Below are 13225 nucleotides of genomic sequence, written 5' to 3'. Positions count from 1 at the left end.
AGCTGCAAGCCGAAGCGCTAGGCCACCGTAACGTGCCCCTACGCGCCCTTGATACAGGTCAAGGTCGTTGCGTCCCAGCATCCCTAGACTGGCCACACAGCCTGTCCAGGATTATTTCCCATGCAAGACGCCATCCAGTGGGATGCCGACCTGATCCGCCGCTACGATCTCGCCGGCCCGCGCTACACCTCTTACCCGACCGCCGTACAGTTCCACGACGCCATCGGCCCGTTCGACCTATTGCACGCGCTGCGCGACAGTCGCAAGGCCGGACGCCCGCTGTCGCTGTACGTGCACATCCCGTTCTGCGCCCACATCTGCTACTACTGCGCCTGCAACAAGGTCATCACCAAGGATCGCGGTCGTGCCCTGCCCTATCTGGAAAAGCTCGAGCGGGAAATCGAGATCGTCAGTCGCTACATCGACAAGAGCCAGCCGATCGAGCAACTGCATTTCGGTGGCGGCACGCCGACCTTTCTCAGCCACGACGAACTGCGCCGGCTGATGCAGCACCTGCGCCAGCACTTCAACCTGCTGGATGACGACTCCGGCGACTACAGCATCGAGATCGATCCACGCGAGGCCGACTGGTCGACCATGGGCCTGCTACGCGAACTGGGCTTCAACCGCGTCAGCCTCGGCGTCCAGGATCTCGACCCCGAGGTACAGCGTGCGGTCAATCGCCTGCAAACCCTGGAGGAAACCCGCGCCATCGTCGAGGCGGCGCGCACCCTGCAGTTCCGCTCGGTGAACATCGATCTGATCTACGGCCTGCCCAAGCAGACACCGGAACGCTTCGCCCGTACCGTTGCCGAAGTCATCGCCCTGCAGCCGGATCGCCTGTCGCTGTTCAACTACGCGCACCTGCCCGAGCGCTTCATGCCGCAACGACGCATCAGCGCCGACGACCTGCCCAGTCCGGCCGACAAGCTGGCCATGCTGCAGAACAGCATCGAACAACTGACACGCGCAGGTTATCGCTACATCGGCATGGACCACTTCGCCCTGCCTGACGACGAGCTGGCAATCGCCCAGGAAGAAGGCACCCTGCAACGCAACTTCCAGGGCTACACCACTCATGGCCATTGCGACCTGATCGGCCTGGGCGTTTCAGCCATCAGCCAGATCGGCGACCTGTACAGCCAGAACAACAGTGATATCAATGTCTACCAGCAGACCCTGGGCAACGGCCAGCTGGCGACCCGTCGCGGCCTGCACTGCAATGCAGACGACCGCCTGCGCCGCGCCGTGATCCAGCAACTGATCTGTCATTTCGAACTGCACTTCGGCGGTATCGAGCAGGCCTACGGGGTGGTATTCCGCGATTACTTCGCGGCGCTCTGGCCGGAGTTGGAGCAGCTCCATCGCGATGGCCTGATCGAGCTGAGTGCGGAAGGTATCGAGGTTCGCCCGGCAGGGCGTCTGCTGGTGCGCTCGCTGTGCATGCTGTTTGATCGCTACCTCAATGATCAGGTGCGCCAGCGCTTCTCGCGGGTGATCTGAGCAAACCGATCAGCGCCCGTGACGGATTCACACCGTCACGGGCACTGTCTTTATCCCATTGCCAGCGTCGATGCCGTTTGCTTCTGGGTATCCGTGAGATTGTTGTCACGCATCAGCTTGATCAGGTTGGCGTTGGCCGACGTCAGCGCACTGTTGAGCGAAGCGAGTTCGCTCTGCAGCCCCTCGAGCTTTTGGCGCTTGGCCTCTGCATCCAGGCTCTGGTCACTCATGATCGCTTCGATCTGCGCCTGCTTCTCGACGATCTGAGCCCGTAGCTCGCGAATCATCTTGAGCAGATCCTTGATCGCCTGAGGCAAATCGCTTTTGTCGATATCCTCGTTTTCCTCGGACTTGGCCGACATGCTTTTGCCCAGTTGCGAAAGACTCACACGCAAGCCTTCACGCACTTCCTCCGGACTGCTCTCGGCTGCGGTGTATTGTCGCTGTACGCTTTGAGCGAGATTGCTCAGCGGGCCGCTGGATTGGATACGCATCACGGTGCTCCCTGCCTTGGACTATGGTTCTACCAGTCATATCGGCATCAGAGCGCCAAACTTGAGCGCCTGGTCAAATCAGCATATGGCTGGCCGCGGTACGAACCCTGGGGTACCCTTACACTCATTGCGTGTATATACGGGAAGCCGAACGATGTCCGAGAGCATCAAGCTGCGTTCGCAGCACCAAGCCCATTGCAAGGATTGCAGCCTGGCTGCCTTGTGCCTGCCCATCTCTCTGAACATGGAGGACATGGACGCGCTCGACGATATCGTCAAGCGCGGCCGCCCGTTGAAGAAAGGCGAGTTCCTGTTCCGCCAGGGTGATACCTTCGGCTCCGTATTCGCCGTGCGCTCCGGTGCATTGAAGACCTTCAGCCTCAGCGATGGCGGCGAGGAACAGATCACCGGTTTCCATCTGCCCAGCGAGCTGGTCGGCCTGTCCGGTGTCGACGGCGAACGCTACCCGGTTTCGGCGCAGGCACTGGAAACCACCTCGGTCTGTGAAATTCCCTTCGAGCGCCTCGATGACTTGGCCCTGCAACTGCCGCAACTGCGCCGCCAGTTGATGCGCATTATGAGTCGTGAGATCCGCGACGATCAGCAGATGATGCTGTTGCTGTCGAAGAAGACTGCCGACGAGCGCATCGCCACCTTCCTGGTCAACCTTTCGGCGCGCTTCCGCGCCCGCGGGTTTTCCGCCAATCAGTTCCGCCTGGCCATGTCGCGCAACGAAATTGGTAACTATTTGGGCCTTGCGGTAGAGACCGTGTCTCGCGTATTTACCCGCTTCCAACAGAACAAGCTGCTCGAAGCCGAAGGCAAGGAAGTGCACATTCTCGACCCAATCGAACTGTGCGCCCTGGCCGGTGGTAATCTCGACGTTTGAGTTCGCAAGGTGTTCGCGGGCTCAACGCATTAGGACCCGACGATGATCTTTGACGAATTCAGTATCAAGACCCTGATCCGCCCGGTACCGGACTTTCCCAAACCGGGCGTGATCTTTCGCGACATCACCCCGCTGTTCCAGTCGCCACGTGCCCTGCGCATGGTTGCCGACAGCTTCATCCAGCGCTACGTCGAGGCTGAGTTCAGCCATATCGGGGCCATGGATGCCCGTGGCTTCCTGATCGGCTCGATCATCGCCTACGAACTGAACAAACCGCTGGTGCTGTTTCGCAAGCAGGGCAAACTGCCGGCGGACGTACTCAGCGAAGGTTATCAGACGGAATATGGCCAGGCTTTTCTCGAAGTCCACACTGACAGCCTTTGCGAAGGCGACTCGGTATTGATCTTCGATGATCTGATTGCTACTGGCGGCACCCTGATCGCCGCCGCAAACCTGGTACGGCGGATGCGTGCCAGCGTTTTCGAGGCCGCGGCCATCATCGACCTGCCGGAACTGGGCGGCTCGCAGAAGCTGCAGGATGCCGGCATTCCTACCTTCACCCTGACGGCCTTCGCACTCGACGATCGCTAAGCAGCCTCGCCCGCCGCTCGAGCAACCGAAGGCGGGCTCCCGTATCAGCCGGGCGCTGCCCGGCATCACCACAGTCATAGCCAGATTCCCATGCACGAACTCGAACTGAATCCATCCAGTGATTGGCGCCAGCGCCTGGGCGATTTCATGGACGGCACGTCCGTACAACGCCTGATCACCCTGCTGATCATCGTCAATGCCGCCATTCTCGGCCTGCAGACCTCACCGTCGATCATGGCGGACTGGGGTATGCCGCTGCTGATTCTCAATACCTTGATCCTCGCCTGCTTCGTCATCGAACTGGCTCTGCGTTTTCTCGCACGCGGCATTGGCTTGCTGCGCGACCCTTGGGCCGTATTCGACTGCCTGGTGGTCGGCATCGCGCTGGTGCCGGCCAGCGGCCCGTTCGCCGTGCTGCGCGCCTTGCGCGTACTGCGAGTCCTGCGCCTGGTGTCGATCAACCCGAGCATGCGCAAGGTGGTGCAGGCCCTGCTCGCCTCGCTACCCGGCATGGGCAGCATCGTCATGCTGATGGGGCTGGTGTTCTACGTCGCCGCGGTGATGGCTACTCAGTTGTTCGGCCAGAGCTTCCCTGAGTGGTTCGGTAACATTGGCGCCAGCCTCTATACCCTGTTCCAGGTGATGACCCTGGAAAGCTGGTCGATGGGCATCGTCCGCCCGGTGATGGAACAGCATCCACTGGCATGGCTGTTCTTCGTGCCCTACATCCTCATCGCCACCTTCATGATGCTCAACCTGTTCATTGCCGTGATCGTCAACGCCATGCAAAGCACCCACGAGCCCAACGCCGAGGAACAGGCCGCAGCAACCCGGGAACAGGCAATTCTCGACGAATTGCGGGCACTGCGCAGCGAAGTGGCCGAACTGCGCCGTAACGCCCCCTAGGCCATACCATCCGTGCCCACCGTCGCGCCTGGGGCGGTGAGCATGATCTTCTGTTGAGACCCGCCCGTCAGACCCGCCTTAAGTTGGCGGCGCATCGCGCCTGCACGTCCGATAGTTACATCGTTCAATGACACAGTTGGCCTGTCGAGGTCCTTGACCTCTACCCGAATGCTGTCACCCGAAGCCGCACAACAATCGGGAGCGCCAACTCCCCATAAGAGGACTCGAACGATGAGCGCCAGTGCCACCCTGCCCCAGCCGAAATCCAGCTTTCCGGTGCGCCGCATGGACTTCAGCTTCAGCGAAACCCCGAAATACTGGTTCTACGATGACCCCTTCATGAGCCAGTTCATGAACAACTTGTCATCGCTGTTCCCCTACGGCGAGAAGTTCTTCGTCGACAGCGTGCGTGCGGTGCGTGATCAGGTCAGCGAACCGCAGTTGAAGAAGGACATCAGCGCCTTCATCGGCCAGGAAGCCATGCATTCCAAGGAACATGCGGCCTATAACGATTACGCCAATCAACACGACATCGACCTGGAGCGCCTGGAGCTGCGCATCAAGGTACTGCTGGAGTGGGTAACCCGCTTCAGCACCAAGAAGCAGCGCCTCGCGGCTACCTGCGCTCTGGAGCACTTCACCGCGACCATGGCCGAGCAACTGCTCAAACGTGAAGACCTCACCACGCAGATGAACGATCCGAAGCTGTACCAGCTGTGGATGTGGCATGCCATTGAGGAGAACGAGCACAAGGCGGTGTGCTATGACGTGTACCAGAAAGTCTATGGCGGCTATTTCACCCGTACACTGGTGATGCTGCTGACCACCGTGATGTTTCTCGGCGTGATCGGCTGGTTCCAGATTCACCTGTTGCACAAGGACGGTCAGTTGTTCAACTGGCGCAGTTGGGGCTTTGGCCTGAAGAAGCTGTTTGGCCCGCGCAACGGCTTCTTCACCAAGCTGATTGGTCCCTACCTCGACTACTACCGCCCGGGTTTCCATCCCAAGGATCACGATACCGAAGCACTGGAAAACCGCTGGCGCGAGCGCCTCGGCTTCAGTAACTGATGTCCCAAGGGCGGCTCTGGCCGCCCTTTTTCATGCCCAACCAGATGGAGTGCGCCATGCGCCCCACCTTCGCTGCACCGCTTGAGCACGACGCCCTATGTCAGCCCAGCCGCAGCTGTCCCATGCTCCGCAGCACGCTAGCACCAGTGAACAGCATGACGATCTGCTCCTCGGCCAGAGCACGGATCGCGTCACGCCGCTGGGGTTGGCCGATGTAGTCCAGCGACTGCTCGAACAGGCTGCGGCTGATGATCCCGGACACCTGGTGCACCGCCGCCGCGCTGACGATCCCCGGCAGCAGCTTGAACTCGATGATGTCTTCGGCCATGTCCTCGGCAAAGTCATCCATCACCTGGCGCAGCGCTTCGCGCAACACGGGCGAGGCGCCATGCAGTTCACGTACCCCGATAATGAAGGCCTCCGGGTGCTCGGCGACGAAGTCGAAGAACAACTGCACCGTCTCGTGACAGACCCGCCGCCCACGCCCAAGGTCGATCCCCAGCAGTTTGGGCACTGTCGGCCCATCATCCCTGACCGCACGCTGTGCAGCCTCGCGGCGCAAATCCCGTAGCGGCTGACGCAGTAATCGGGTGATCTCGCCGATCACGGTCAGGCCAAGGTCGTCGACATCGCGAAAATGCCGGTAGAAGGTGTTGGGGTTGAGCCCCGCCTCGCGCGCCAGCTCTCGCAATCCGAGGCTGCTGAGGCTGCGACTGGTTGAGGTAAGACGTAACGCAGCGTCCATCAGCAGGCGCTTGCCAGGCGCTTCGCTGCCCTTGTCGCGCACCTGAGCATCGTCGTTGTGCATCCCATCCCTACCTAAAGTTGGTTTGTCGATTCGACCACTTGCCGCAAAGTATACACATGTCTACCTTGGTATACAGATGTATACACCAACAAGAACGACAAGCAGGAGTTCGGCCATGAATGCGTCCGTGTCACCCCCTACCGCTGCCCGTCATTGCAAGATCGCCATTCTTGGCAGCGGTTTCTCCGGCCTCGGCATGGCCATTCGTCTCAAGCAGCAGGGTGAGCAGGACTTCCTGCTATTCGAGAAGGAAGCCGGTGTCGGCGGCACCTGGCGGGTGAACAACTACCCGGGCTGCGGCTGCGACGTGCAATCGCACCTGTATTCCTTCTCCTTCGAACCCAACCCGAACTGGACACGGATGTTTGCCAGGCAGCCGGAAATCAAGGCGTACCTGGAAGGTTGCTGGGAGAAATACCGACTGCAGGACAAGACCCTGCTGGGCACCGAGGTCGTGCAGATGCGCTGGGATGAACATACCGAGCTGTGGCACCTGCAGGATCGCGCCGGCAACCAGTACAGCGCGCAATTCGTGGTATCCGGCATGGGCGCACTGTCGACGCCGTCGATCCCCAAACTCAAGGGCCTGGAGAACTTCACCGGTGAGGTCTTCCACTCGCAACAGTGGAACCATGACTACGACCTGAACGGCAAACGCGTGGCGGTGATCGGTACCGGTGCATCGGCCATCCAGTTCGTGCCACAGATCCAGAAGCAGGTGGCGCAGCTCGATCTATACCAGCGCACCGCGCCGTGGATCATGCCCAAGCCAGACCGCGCCATCCAGGATGGCGAGCGCGCACGCTTCAAGCGCTTCCCGCTGGCGCAGAAGCTCTGGCGTGGTGCGCTGTATGGCATCCTCGAAAGCCGGGTGATCGCCTTCGCCTTCGCCCCGCGGCTGCTGCGCATGGCCCAGGGTATCGCCAAGCTGTACATCAAGAAGCAGATCAAGGACCCGGTACTGCGCGCCAAGGTGACCCCGGACTACACCATGGGGTGCAAGCGCGTGCTGATCTCCAATGACTACTACCCGGCACTGACCCAGGCCAATGTCGAGGTCATCACCGACGGCATCGCCGAAATACTCCCAAACGGCGTTCGCACCGCCGACGGACAGGAGCGCGAAGTGGACGCCATCATCTTCGGCACCGGCTTCACCCCCAGCGACCCGCTGCCGCGCGGCACGGTGTTCGGTCGTGCAGGTGTCGATCTGCTCGACACCTGGCCGCAGGGACCGGAAGCCTACAAGGGCACGATGACCGCCGGCTTCCCCAACCTGTTCTTCCTCATGGGGCCGAACACCGGCCTGGGCCACAACTCCATGGTCTACATGATCGAGTCGCAGATCACCTATGTACTCGGTGCCCTCAAGCAGCTCGAAGAGGGCCGGCTGCAGAGCCTGGAGCCCAGGCGCGAGGCGCAGGACGCCTTCAACCGCAAGATCCAGGGCACCCTCGGCAACACCGTATGGAACGCCGGCGGCTGCATGAGCTGGTACCTGCACCCGGTCAGCGGGCGCAACTGTACGGTATGGCCGGGCTTCACCTGGCGCTTTCGCATGCTGACTCGTAATTTCGATCCGCACGCTTATCACTTCAGCCGCCAAAACGCCGCGCATCCAGCGCAGAGCAACGCCATCACCCTCGACGTGCAGGAGGTCCGCGCATGAAATCCTTCGAGAACAAGGTGGCCGCCATCACCGGCGCCGGCTCCGGTATCGGCCGCGCGCTCGCCTATCACCTGGCACGCCAGGGCTGTCACCTGGCGCTCTCCGACGTCAATGTCGAGGGGCTCAGGGAGACCGCCGAGCAGGCGCGCAAGCTTGGCGTCACGGTCAGCGAACAGCGCGTCGACGTCGCCGACCGCGCCGCCGTCGAAGCCTGGGCCGAGCAGGTCGTCAGCGAATTCGGTCGGGTCAATGCCATCTTCAACAATGCCGGCGTGGCCCAGGGCGGTACCGTGGAGGGCAACGACCATGCCGATTACGAATGGATCATGAACATCAACTTCTGGGGCGTGGTCAACGGCACCAAGGCCTTCCTGCCGCATATCAAGGCCAGCGGCAGCGGTCATGTGATCAACGTATCCAGCGTATTCGGCCTGTTCTCCCAGCCCGGCATGAGCGCCTACAACGCCAGCAAGTTCGCCGTGCGCGGCTTTACCGAGTCACTGCGCCAGGAGCTGGACATGGCCGCCTGCGGGGTTTCCGCCAGCTGCGTGCACCCGGGCGGCATTCGCACCAACATCGCCAAGACCGCACGGATGAACGACAGCCTGGCCAAGGTCACTGGCCAGGACGCCGAGCAGGCGCGCCAGCAGTTCAACGACCAGTTGCTGCGTACCACCCCGGAACAGGCGGCCAAGGTCATCATAAATGGAGTGCTGGCCAACAAGCGGCGCATTCTGATCGGTGCCGATGCCCATGCCCTGGACTGGATGCAGCGCAGCATGCCGTCGCTGTACCAGCGCCTGGTGACCGTCTCGATGCGCCTGGCAGCACGCTTTGCGCCAAAGCCTAGAAGCGTGAACAAGGTCCGCGAAGCGGCCGAGTAGAGATTCCTCGGTAGCAGGCACAGGGCCGGCCATTGCCGGCCCTGTGCGTTTGTCGGGCAACGCTCGCAACCGCGACAGATGAACTAAGGTAAGGGAACAGACGCACCACTCATCCACGCGGCGCCGCTCCCGGCTCCCGGCTGGAACCTCGGTGTAGCGTCGACATCGAGGGCGGCGCCTTGGTCTACGAGGTGGCCTCATGAGCGCGCTTACCTGCACCCATCGCGATCACGTCATTCACGCCAGCGTCATGGAACATCCAGGCCTGCCAACACCCTGGGCCGGGGGTTGCCAGATTACCGACCCCAGCGGAAACACCAGTAAACGTCAGACGCTACCGCTGGATTACGCTTTCATGGATGACCTGAGCAAGGCCCAGCACGCCTCCATCGCCCATGGTAAATGGCTGGTGGATCAGAAGCTGGATCACGGCCGTAACTGGCACTGAGGGCAACTCAGACGTAGCCCGGATGGGAGAGATTGTAAATCGACCCCGGACTCCCTCCGGGCCACGAACTTAAGCATCTTTGCGCAACGGATCGAGCAATGGCTTGAGGCCGTTATGGTCGATCTCCTGCATCAGAGCCAGCAATTGGCCCAACTCCCCCTTGGGAAAGCCCTCGCGGGCAAACCAGTTGAGGTAATGCCCCGGCAGATCGGCAATCAGCCGATCCTTGTATTTGCCGTAAGGCATGCGACGGGTCACCAGGAGTTTCAGCGCTTCGGGGTTCATCGGTCACTCGGGTTGCCGGAAAACAGTCCGGTCATTGTGCCTGACATCACTGGATCAGCGCCTCACGAACGAAATCCAGCCGATCCTGGCCAAAGAACATTGCCTCGCCGACAAAGCAGGTCGGCGCACCGAATACACCACGCTTCACCGCCTCTTCGGTACTCGCCTTGAGTGCGTCCTTCACCGCCGGTTCGGCAATTTGCGCCTGCAAGGCGACCGCATCGAAACCCACCGCGGCCAATACTTCAGCCACCCTGGCTGGGTCGCTCATATTCACCTCATCCACCCAGATGGCCTGGAACAGTGCCTGCAAGGCAGCACCGAAACGCGCGGGCTGATGCAGTTGCACCGCCACCAGCAGGCGCATCAGCGTCAGGGTGTTGATCGGGAAATGCGGATTGAAGCGCATCGGTACGTCGTAACGCTCAGCAAAGCGCGCCAGATCACGAATCATGTAGCGTCCCTTGCTCGGGATCATCGCCGGCGAAGCATTGCCGGTGGCCTGAAATACACCTCCCAGCAGCATCGGCCGGTAGACCAGCTCAGCGCCGCACTCGCGGCACAGCGCCGGTAACTGGGTATAGGCCAGGTAGGATGCCGGGCTGCCCAGGTCGAAGAAGAACTCCAGCGTCTTGCTCATCAGCTTCACTCGCTCGTTGTTGTGCTTATCGACTTGGGGCGGCTTACCAGCGCTCCATCCACGGACGAAGGTCCAGCTCGAAGCTCCAGGCATCACGCGGCTGGGCATGGAGGAACCAGTAGCTGTCGGCGATATGCTCAGGATCGAGAATGCCATCCTGGTCCTTCCTGGCATATAGCTCGGGAAAGTTGTCGCGGATGAAGGCAGTATCGATGGCGCCGTCCACCACCACATGGGCGACATGGATATTCAGCGGCCCCAGCTCACGTGCCATGCTCTGCGCCAGCGCGCGGATGCCGTGCTTGGCGCCAGCAAAGGCGGCGAATCCAGCGGCGCCACGCAGGCCAGCGGTTGCACCGGTAAACAGAATGGTGCCGCGCCCGCGCGTGACCATGCGCTTGGCCACAGCCTGGCTGGTCAGGAAGCCGGCAAAACAGGCCATCTCCCAGATTTTGAAATACTTGCGCGCGGTTTCGTCGAGGATGCTGCACGGCACGTTGGCGCCGATGTTGAACACCATCACCTCGATCGGGCCGATATCACGCTCGATGGCCTCGACCAGCTCGGCCACCTGCTCCTCGCGCCGCGCATCGGAGGCGAAACCATGGGCCTCGCCACCTTCGTGACGGATGCCCTCCAGCAGTGGCTGCAGTTTGTCCAGGCTGCGCCGGGTGACGCAGGCGACATAACCCTCACGGGCGAAACGCCGGGCAATCGCACCACCGGTGGCATCACCTGCTCCGATGATCAAGGCGACCTTCTTGTTCTCGTTCATGGGCCTCTCCATTGACTAACGATCGTTAGCCTAACGAACGTTATGCTACGCTTGCGGGCGGGTCAAGCCAGCACACAACGGTATCTCATGCGCTATTCCGCCGAGCACAAAGCCGAAACCCGCGAGCGCCTGCTCGCCAGCAGCGCCGCCCTTGCCAAGCAGCAGGGTTTTGCCGTGACCGGCGTGGATGCCCTGATGAAGACCATAGGCCTGTCAGGTGCGGCGTTTTACAGTCATTTTCCAAGCAAGGATGCGCTGTTCGCCGAACTGGTCGAACGGGAGCTGCGTAACAGCCTGAACCGACTGGGCGCTGAGCCGGGTGACGCCGGGCGCGATAAACTCCAGCGCTGCCTGGCAGCCTATCTCAGCCTGGCGCATGTCGAGCAGCCAGACAGAGGCTGCGCATTGCCCACACTGGGCGCTGAAATTGCGCGCGCCGACGACAGCGTGAGGCAGCGTACCGAGCAGCAGATCGTGCAATTGCAGCAAACCTGGGCCGAGATCATCGGCGATCCGCAATTGGCCTGGAGCATCCTTGCGCAGTGCCTGGGCAGCCTGCTGCTGGCACGCATGATGGTCAGCCAGGAAGCTCGCCAGCAGGTGCTCAGCGCCAGCCTGGACATGCTCGAACACACATTGCAGCCTGTCGGCTGAGCACGGATGCCGTTAACCTACGCGAGTTCTTTCTGCCAGGATCGATCCATGTCGCACACCCCCTCCCCGCTGGTTTGTGAAAACCCATTGCACGCCGTCGAGGTACGCATCCTCGGTTGCCTGATCGAGAAACAACTGACCACCCCGGAAACCTACCCACTGACGCTCAATGCCGTGCAGTTGGCCTGCAACCAGAAGACCAGCCGTGAACCGCTGATGAACCTGGAAACCGGCGAAGTCGGGCGTTATCTGCGCACCCTGGAAGGCCGTGGCCTGGTGCACCTGGTCATGGGCAGCCGAGCCGACCGCTGGGAGCAGCGCTGCGACAAGCAACTGGAGCTGGTCAAGCCGCAGACGGTGCTGCTCGGTTTGCTGCTGTTGCGCGGCCCACAGACCCTCAACGAATTGCTCACCCGCAGCAACCGCATGCATGACTTCGACGACGTGGCCGAAGTGCAGCATCAACTGGAGCGTCTGATCGCTCGCGGCCTGGTCGTGCTGCTGCCACGCCAGAGTGGCCAGCGCGAGGATCGCTACATGCATCTGCTGGGCGAACAGGCCGATCTGGAGGCTCTGTTGGCCAACCGTCCGGCTGCTCGCGGGGAGGCTGCGGCACCTAACGAAGATCGCCTGGTCGAACTGGAAGCGCGCATCGCAGCGCTCGAAGAGCGCCTGGCCCGCCTGGAGGGCGCGCAATGACCGCTACACCTATGGAAAAGGAGCCCACAGCGTTGAACCTCAAGACTCGTTTCAGCCTGATTCTCACCGCTGCCCTGTTCGCAGCCGGCTGCAGCAACACGGCGGAAAAATCCGAACCGGCGGCCACGCCTGCCGACGCCAACCAGGGCTGCACCTCCTCTGCAGTCGAAAACCTCAAGGGCAAGACCGCAACCCCGGAGCTGCTCGAACAGGCACGCCAGCAGGCGGGCGCCAGCACGGCACGCATTCTGACACCCAACAGCGTGGTGACCTTGGAATACAATGGTCAGCGCCTTAACCTCAACGTCGATGATCAGCGAGTGATCACCCGCGTATCCTGCGGTTGATGCCACCAGGTGCGGGTTGCCCGCACCACTTGCCGACAACGTCCACCACCCTCGCATAGGCCAACGCCATGACCACCCAAGTGGAGCCCTGCGCCGAGCTGATGCTGGATAACCAGCTGTGCTTCGCCCTCTATTCCACCTCACTGATGATGACCAAGACCTACAAGCCGCTGTTGCAGGCGCTCGGTCTCACCTATCCGCAGTACCTGGCCATGCTGGTGCTATGGGAAAACGAGGGCATCACCGTCAGCGAGATCAGCGCACGCATGCTGACCGACCCGGGTTCGCTGACACCTCTGCTCAAGCGCCTGGAAAGCGAAGGCCTGTTGCAACGCCAGCGCAGCAGTCAGGATGAACGTGTAGTGCAGCTGTACCTGACCGACAAAGGTCGCGCTCTGCACGAACAAGCCAAAGCATTGCCTGCCTGCATCCTCAAGGCTTCAGCGTTGAGTGTGGAGCAGTTGAGCAAGCTGCGTGATGACCTGATCGAACTGCGCGGCCACCTGCAAGACGCCCTCTGATACCTGGCGATGCCAGTCATCGCCTGCTCCCGCAAAACCCTAGC

Annotated in this window: 17 protein-coding genes; 12 read left to right on the top strand and 5 right to left on the bottom strand. The window is 61.4% G+C overall.

Annotation, left to right across the window (positions count from 1 at the left end; all coding sequences use genetic code 11):
• Nucleotides 1-120 precede the first annotated feature (120 nt).
• Nucleotides 121-1503, top strand: a complete 1383-nt coding sequence (gene hemN, locus EL191_RS10585; protein ID WP_041978701.1) for an oxygen-independent coproporphyrinogen III oxidase — start codon at nucleotides 121-123, stop codon at nucleotides 1501-1503.
• Nucleotides 1504-1553: 50 nt separating this feature from the next.
• Here hemN and EL191_RS10580 read toward each other — a convergent pair whose 3' ends face one another.
• The gene (locus EL191_RS10580) at nucleotides 1554-1997 is read right to left on the bottom strand and encodes a hypothetical protein (RefSeq protein ID WP_013715217.1); all 444 of its coding nucleotides are present in this window, start codon (nucleotides 1995-1997) and stop codon (nucleotides 1554-1556) included.
• Nucleotides 1998-2151: 154 nt separating this feature from the next.
• Between EL191_RS10580 and fnr the strand changes: the two genes are divergently transcribed.
• The 4 genes from fnr (at nucleotide 2152) to EL191_RS10560 (ending at nucleotide 5451) form a co-directional block, all read left to right on the top strand.
• Nucleotides 2152-2886 (top strand): fumarate/nitrate reduction transcriptional regulator Fnr, encoded by a 735-nt coding sequence (gene fnr / locus EL191_RS10575; protein ID WP_013715216.1) that lies wholly within the window; start codon nucleotides 2152-2154, stop codon nucleotides 2884-2886.
• A gap of 42 nt (nucleotides 2887-2928) precedes the next feature.
• Nucleotides 2929-3477, top strand: a complete 549-nt coding sequence (locus EL191_RS10570) for an adenine phosphoribosyltransferase (RefSeq protein ID WP_013715215.1) — start codon at nucleotides 2929-2931, stop codon at nucleotides 3475-3477.
• 90 nt (nucleotides 3478-3567) lie between these two features.
• Nucleotides 3568-4383 (top strand): ion transporter, encoded by an 816-nt coding sequence (locus tag EL191_RS10565; protein WP_041978699.1) that lies wholly within the window; start codon nucleotides 3568-3570, stop codon nucleotides 4381-4383.
• Between the two features lie 231 nt (nucleotides 4384-4614).
• Nucleotides 4615-5451 carry a metal-dependent hydrolase gene (locus tag EL191_RS10560; RefSeq protein WP_041978697.1) on the top strand — a complete coding sequence of 279 codons (837 nt, stop codon included), beginning with the start codon at nucleotides 4615-4617 and terminating at the stop codon, nucleotides 5449-5451.
• A 100-nt stretch (nucleotides 5452-5551) separates the two neighbouring features.
• Here EL191_RS10560 and EL191_RS10555 read toward each other — a convergent pair whose 3' ends face one another.
• On the bottom strand, nucleotides 5552-6259 hold the full coding sequence (locus EL191_RS10555; protein ID WP_041978693.1) for a TetR family transcriptional regulator: 708 nt from the start codon (nucleotides 6257-6259) through the stop codon (nucleotides 5552-5554).
• A gap of 115 nt (nucleotides 6260-6374) precedes the next feature.
• Here EL191_RS10555 and EL191_RS10550 point away from each other — a divergent pair, with 115 nt between their 5' ends.
• The 3 genes from EL191_RS10550 to EL191_RS10540 all read left to right on the top strand — a co-directional run bounded on the left by EL191_RS10550 (nucleotide 6375) and on the right by EL191_RS10540 (nucleotide 9260).
• Nucleotides 6375-7928: a flavin-containing monooxygenase gene (locus EL191_RS10550; protein ID WP_041978690.1), complete on the top strand. Its 1554-nt coding sequence runs from the start codon at nucleotides 6375-6377 to the stop codon at nucleotides 7926-7928.
• The gene (locus EL191_RS10545) at nucleotides 7925-8812 is read left to right on the top strand and encodes an SDR family NAD(P)-dependent oxidoreductase (RefSeq protein ID WP_041978688.1); all 888 of its coding nucleotides are present in this window, start codon (nucleotides 7925-7927) and stop codon (nucleotides 8810-8812) included. The genes EL191_RS10550 and EL191_RS10545 overlap by 4 nt, the downstream gene beginning before the upstream one ends.
• Nucleotides 8813-9011: 199 nt before the next feature.
• The gene (locus tag EL191_RS10540; protein WP_013715209.1) at nucleotides 9012-9260 is read left to right on the top strand and encodes a hypothetical protein; all 249 of its coding nucleotides are present in this window, start codon (nucleotides 9012-9014) and stop codon (nucleotides 9258-9260) included.
• A 69-nt stretch (nucleotides 9261-9329) separates the two neighbouring features.
• On the opposite strand, the gene EL191_RS10535 is transcribed toward EL191_RS10540, so the two are convergent.
• The 3 genes from EL191_RS10535 to EL191_RS10525 are packed head-to-tail and all read right to left on the bottom strand — an operon-like array spanning nucleotide 9330 to nucleotide 10960.
• Entirely contained in the window at nucleotides 9330-9545 is a 216-nt protein-coding gene (locus EL191_RS10535) for a DUF3820 family protein (protein ID WP_041978686.1), read from the bottom strand.
• A 46-nt stretch (nucleotides 9546-9591) separates the two neighbouring features.
• Nucleotides 9592-10185 carry a 2-hydroxychromene-2-carboxylate isomerase gene (locus tag EL191_RS10530; RefSeq protein ID WP_041978683.1) on the bottom strand — a complete coding sequence of 198 codons (594 nt, stop codon included), beginning with the start codon at nucleotides 10183-10185 and terminating at the stop codon, nucleotides 9592-9594.
• A gap of 43 nt (nucleotides 10186-10228) precedes the next feature.
• Nucleotides 10229-10960: an SDR family oxidoreductase gene (locus EL191_RS10525; protein ID WP_041978681.1), complete on the bottom strand. Its 732-nt coding sequence runs from the start codon at nucleotides 10958-10960 to the stop codon at nucleotides 10229-10231.
• A gap of 87 nt (nucleotides 10961-11047) precedes the next feature.
• Between EL191_RS10525 and EL191_RS10520 the strand changes: the two genes are divergently transcribed.
• The 4 genes from EL191_RS10520 to EL191_RS10505 all read left to right on the top strand — a co-directional run bounded on the left by EL191_RS10520 (nucleotide 11048) and on the right by EL191_RS10505 (nucleotide 13181).
• Entirely contained in the window at nucleotides 11048-11614 is a 567-nt protein-coding gene (locus EL191_RS10520; RefSeq protein WP_013715205.1) for a TetR/AcrR family transcriptional regulator, read from the top strand.
• A 48-nt stretch (nucleotides 11615-11662) separates the two neighbouring features.
• A complete protein-coding gene (locus EL191_RS10515; protein ID WP_041978679.1) occupies nucleotides 11663-12313 on the top strand; it encodes a YceH family protein in 651 nt (216 codons plus the stop codon).
• A gap of 32 nt (nucleotides 12314-12345) precedes the next feature.
• A complete protein-coding gene (locus tag EL191_RS10510; RefSeq protein ID WP_013715203.1) occupies nucleotides 12346-12660 on the top strand; it encodes an I78 family peptidase inhibitor in 315 nt (104 codons plus the stop codon).
• A gap of 68 nt (nucleotides 12661-12728) precedes the next feature.
• Complete coding sequence (locus EL191_RS10505; RefSeq protein WP_017360702.1) at nucleotides 12729-13181, top strand: MarR family winged helix-turn-helix transcriptional regulator; 453 nt, start codon at nucleotides 12729-12731, stop codon at nucleotides 13179-13181.
• The last annotated feature ends 44 nt before the right edge of the window (nucleotides 13182-13225 follow it).

This window comes from Pseudomonas mendocina (assembly GCF_900636545.1).
GTDB lineage: Bacteria > Pseudomonadota > Gammaproteobacteria > Pseudomonadales > Pseudomonadaceae > Aquipseudomonas > Aquipseudomonas mendocina.
This window is presented reverse-complemented; position numbering and strand designations above follow the sequence as displayed.

What these genes read in the sequence shown, in the direction of transcription:
- EL191_RS10565 (WP_041978699.1), top strand. Translation starts at nt 3,568, where the DNA reads ATGCACGAACTCGAACTGAATCCATCCAGTGATTGGCGCCAGCGCCTG.
- fnr (WP_013715216.1), top strand. Translation starts at nt 2,152, where the DNA reads ATGTCCGAGAGCATCAAGCTGCGTTCGCAGCACCAAGCCCATTGCAAG.
- EL191_RS10555 (WP_041978693.1), bottom strand. Translation starts at nt 6,259, where the DNA reads ATGCACAACGACGATGCTCAGGTGCGCGACAAGGGCAGCGAAGCGCCT.
- EL191_RS10515 (WP_041978679.1), top strand. Translation starts at nt 11,663, where the DNA reads ATGTCGCACACCCCCTCCCCGCTGGTTTGTGAAAACCCATTGCACGCC.
- EL191_RS10550 (WP_041978690.1), top strand. Translation starts at nt 6,375, where the DNA reads ATGAATGCGTCCGTGTCACCCCCTACCGCTGCCCGTCATTGCAAGATC.
- EL191_RS10540 (WP_013715209.1), top strand. Translation starts at nt 9,012, where the DNA reads ATGAGCGCGCTTACCTGCACCCATCGCGATCACGTCATTCACGCCAGC.
- EL191_RS10580 (WP_013715217.1), bottom strand. Translation starts at nt 1,997, where the DNA reads ATGCGTATCCAATCCAGCGGCCCGCTGAGCAATCTCGCTCAAAGCGTA.
- EL191_RS10520 (WP_013715205.1), top strand. Translation starts at nt 11,048, where the DNA reads ATGCGCTATTCCGCCGAGCACAAAGCCGAAACCCGCGAGCGCCTGCTC.
- hemN (WP_041978701.1), top strand. Translation starts at nt 121, where the DNA reads ATGCAAGACGCCATCCAGTGGGATGCCGACCTGATCCGCCGCTACGAT.
- EL191_RS10530 (WP_041978683.1), bottom strand. Translation starts at nt 10,185, where the DNA reads ATGAGCAAGACGCTGGAGTTCTTCTTCGACCTGGGCAGCCCGGCATCC.
- EL191_RS10570 (WP_013715215.1), top strand. Translation starts at nt 2,929, where the DNA reads ATGATCTTTGACGAATTCAGTATCAAGACCCTGATCCGCCCGGTACCG.
- EL191_RS10525 (WP_041978681.1), bottom strand. Translation starts at nt 10,960, where the DNA reads ATGAACGAGAACAAGAAGGTCGCCTTGATCATCGGAGCAGGTGATGCC.
- EL191_RS10545 (WP_041978688.1), top strand. Translation starts at nt 7,925, where the DNA reads ATGAAATCCTTCGAGAACAAGGTGGCCGCCATCACCGGCGCCGGCTCC.
- EL191_RS10505 (WP_017360702.1), top strand. Translation starts at nt 12,729, where the DNA reads ATGACCACCCAAGTGGAGCCCTGCGCCGAGCTGATGCTGGATAACCAG.
- EL191_RS10535 (WP_041978686.1), bottom strand. Translation starts at nt 9,545, where the DNA reads ATGAACCCCGAAGCGCTGAAACTCCTGGTGACCCGTCGCATGCCTTAC.
- EL191_RS10560 (WP_041978697.1), top strand. Translation starts at nt 4,615, where the DNA reads ATGAGCGCCAGTGCCACCCTGCCCCAGCCGAAATCCAGCTTTCCGGTG.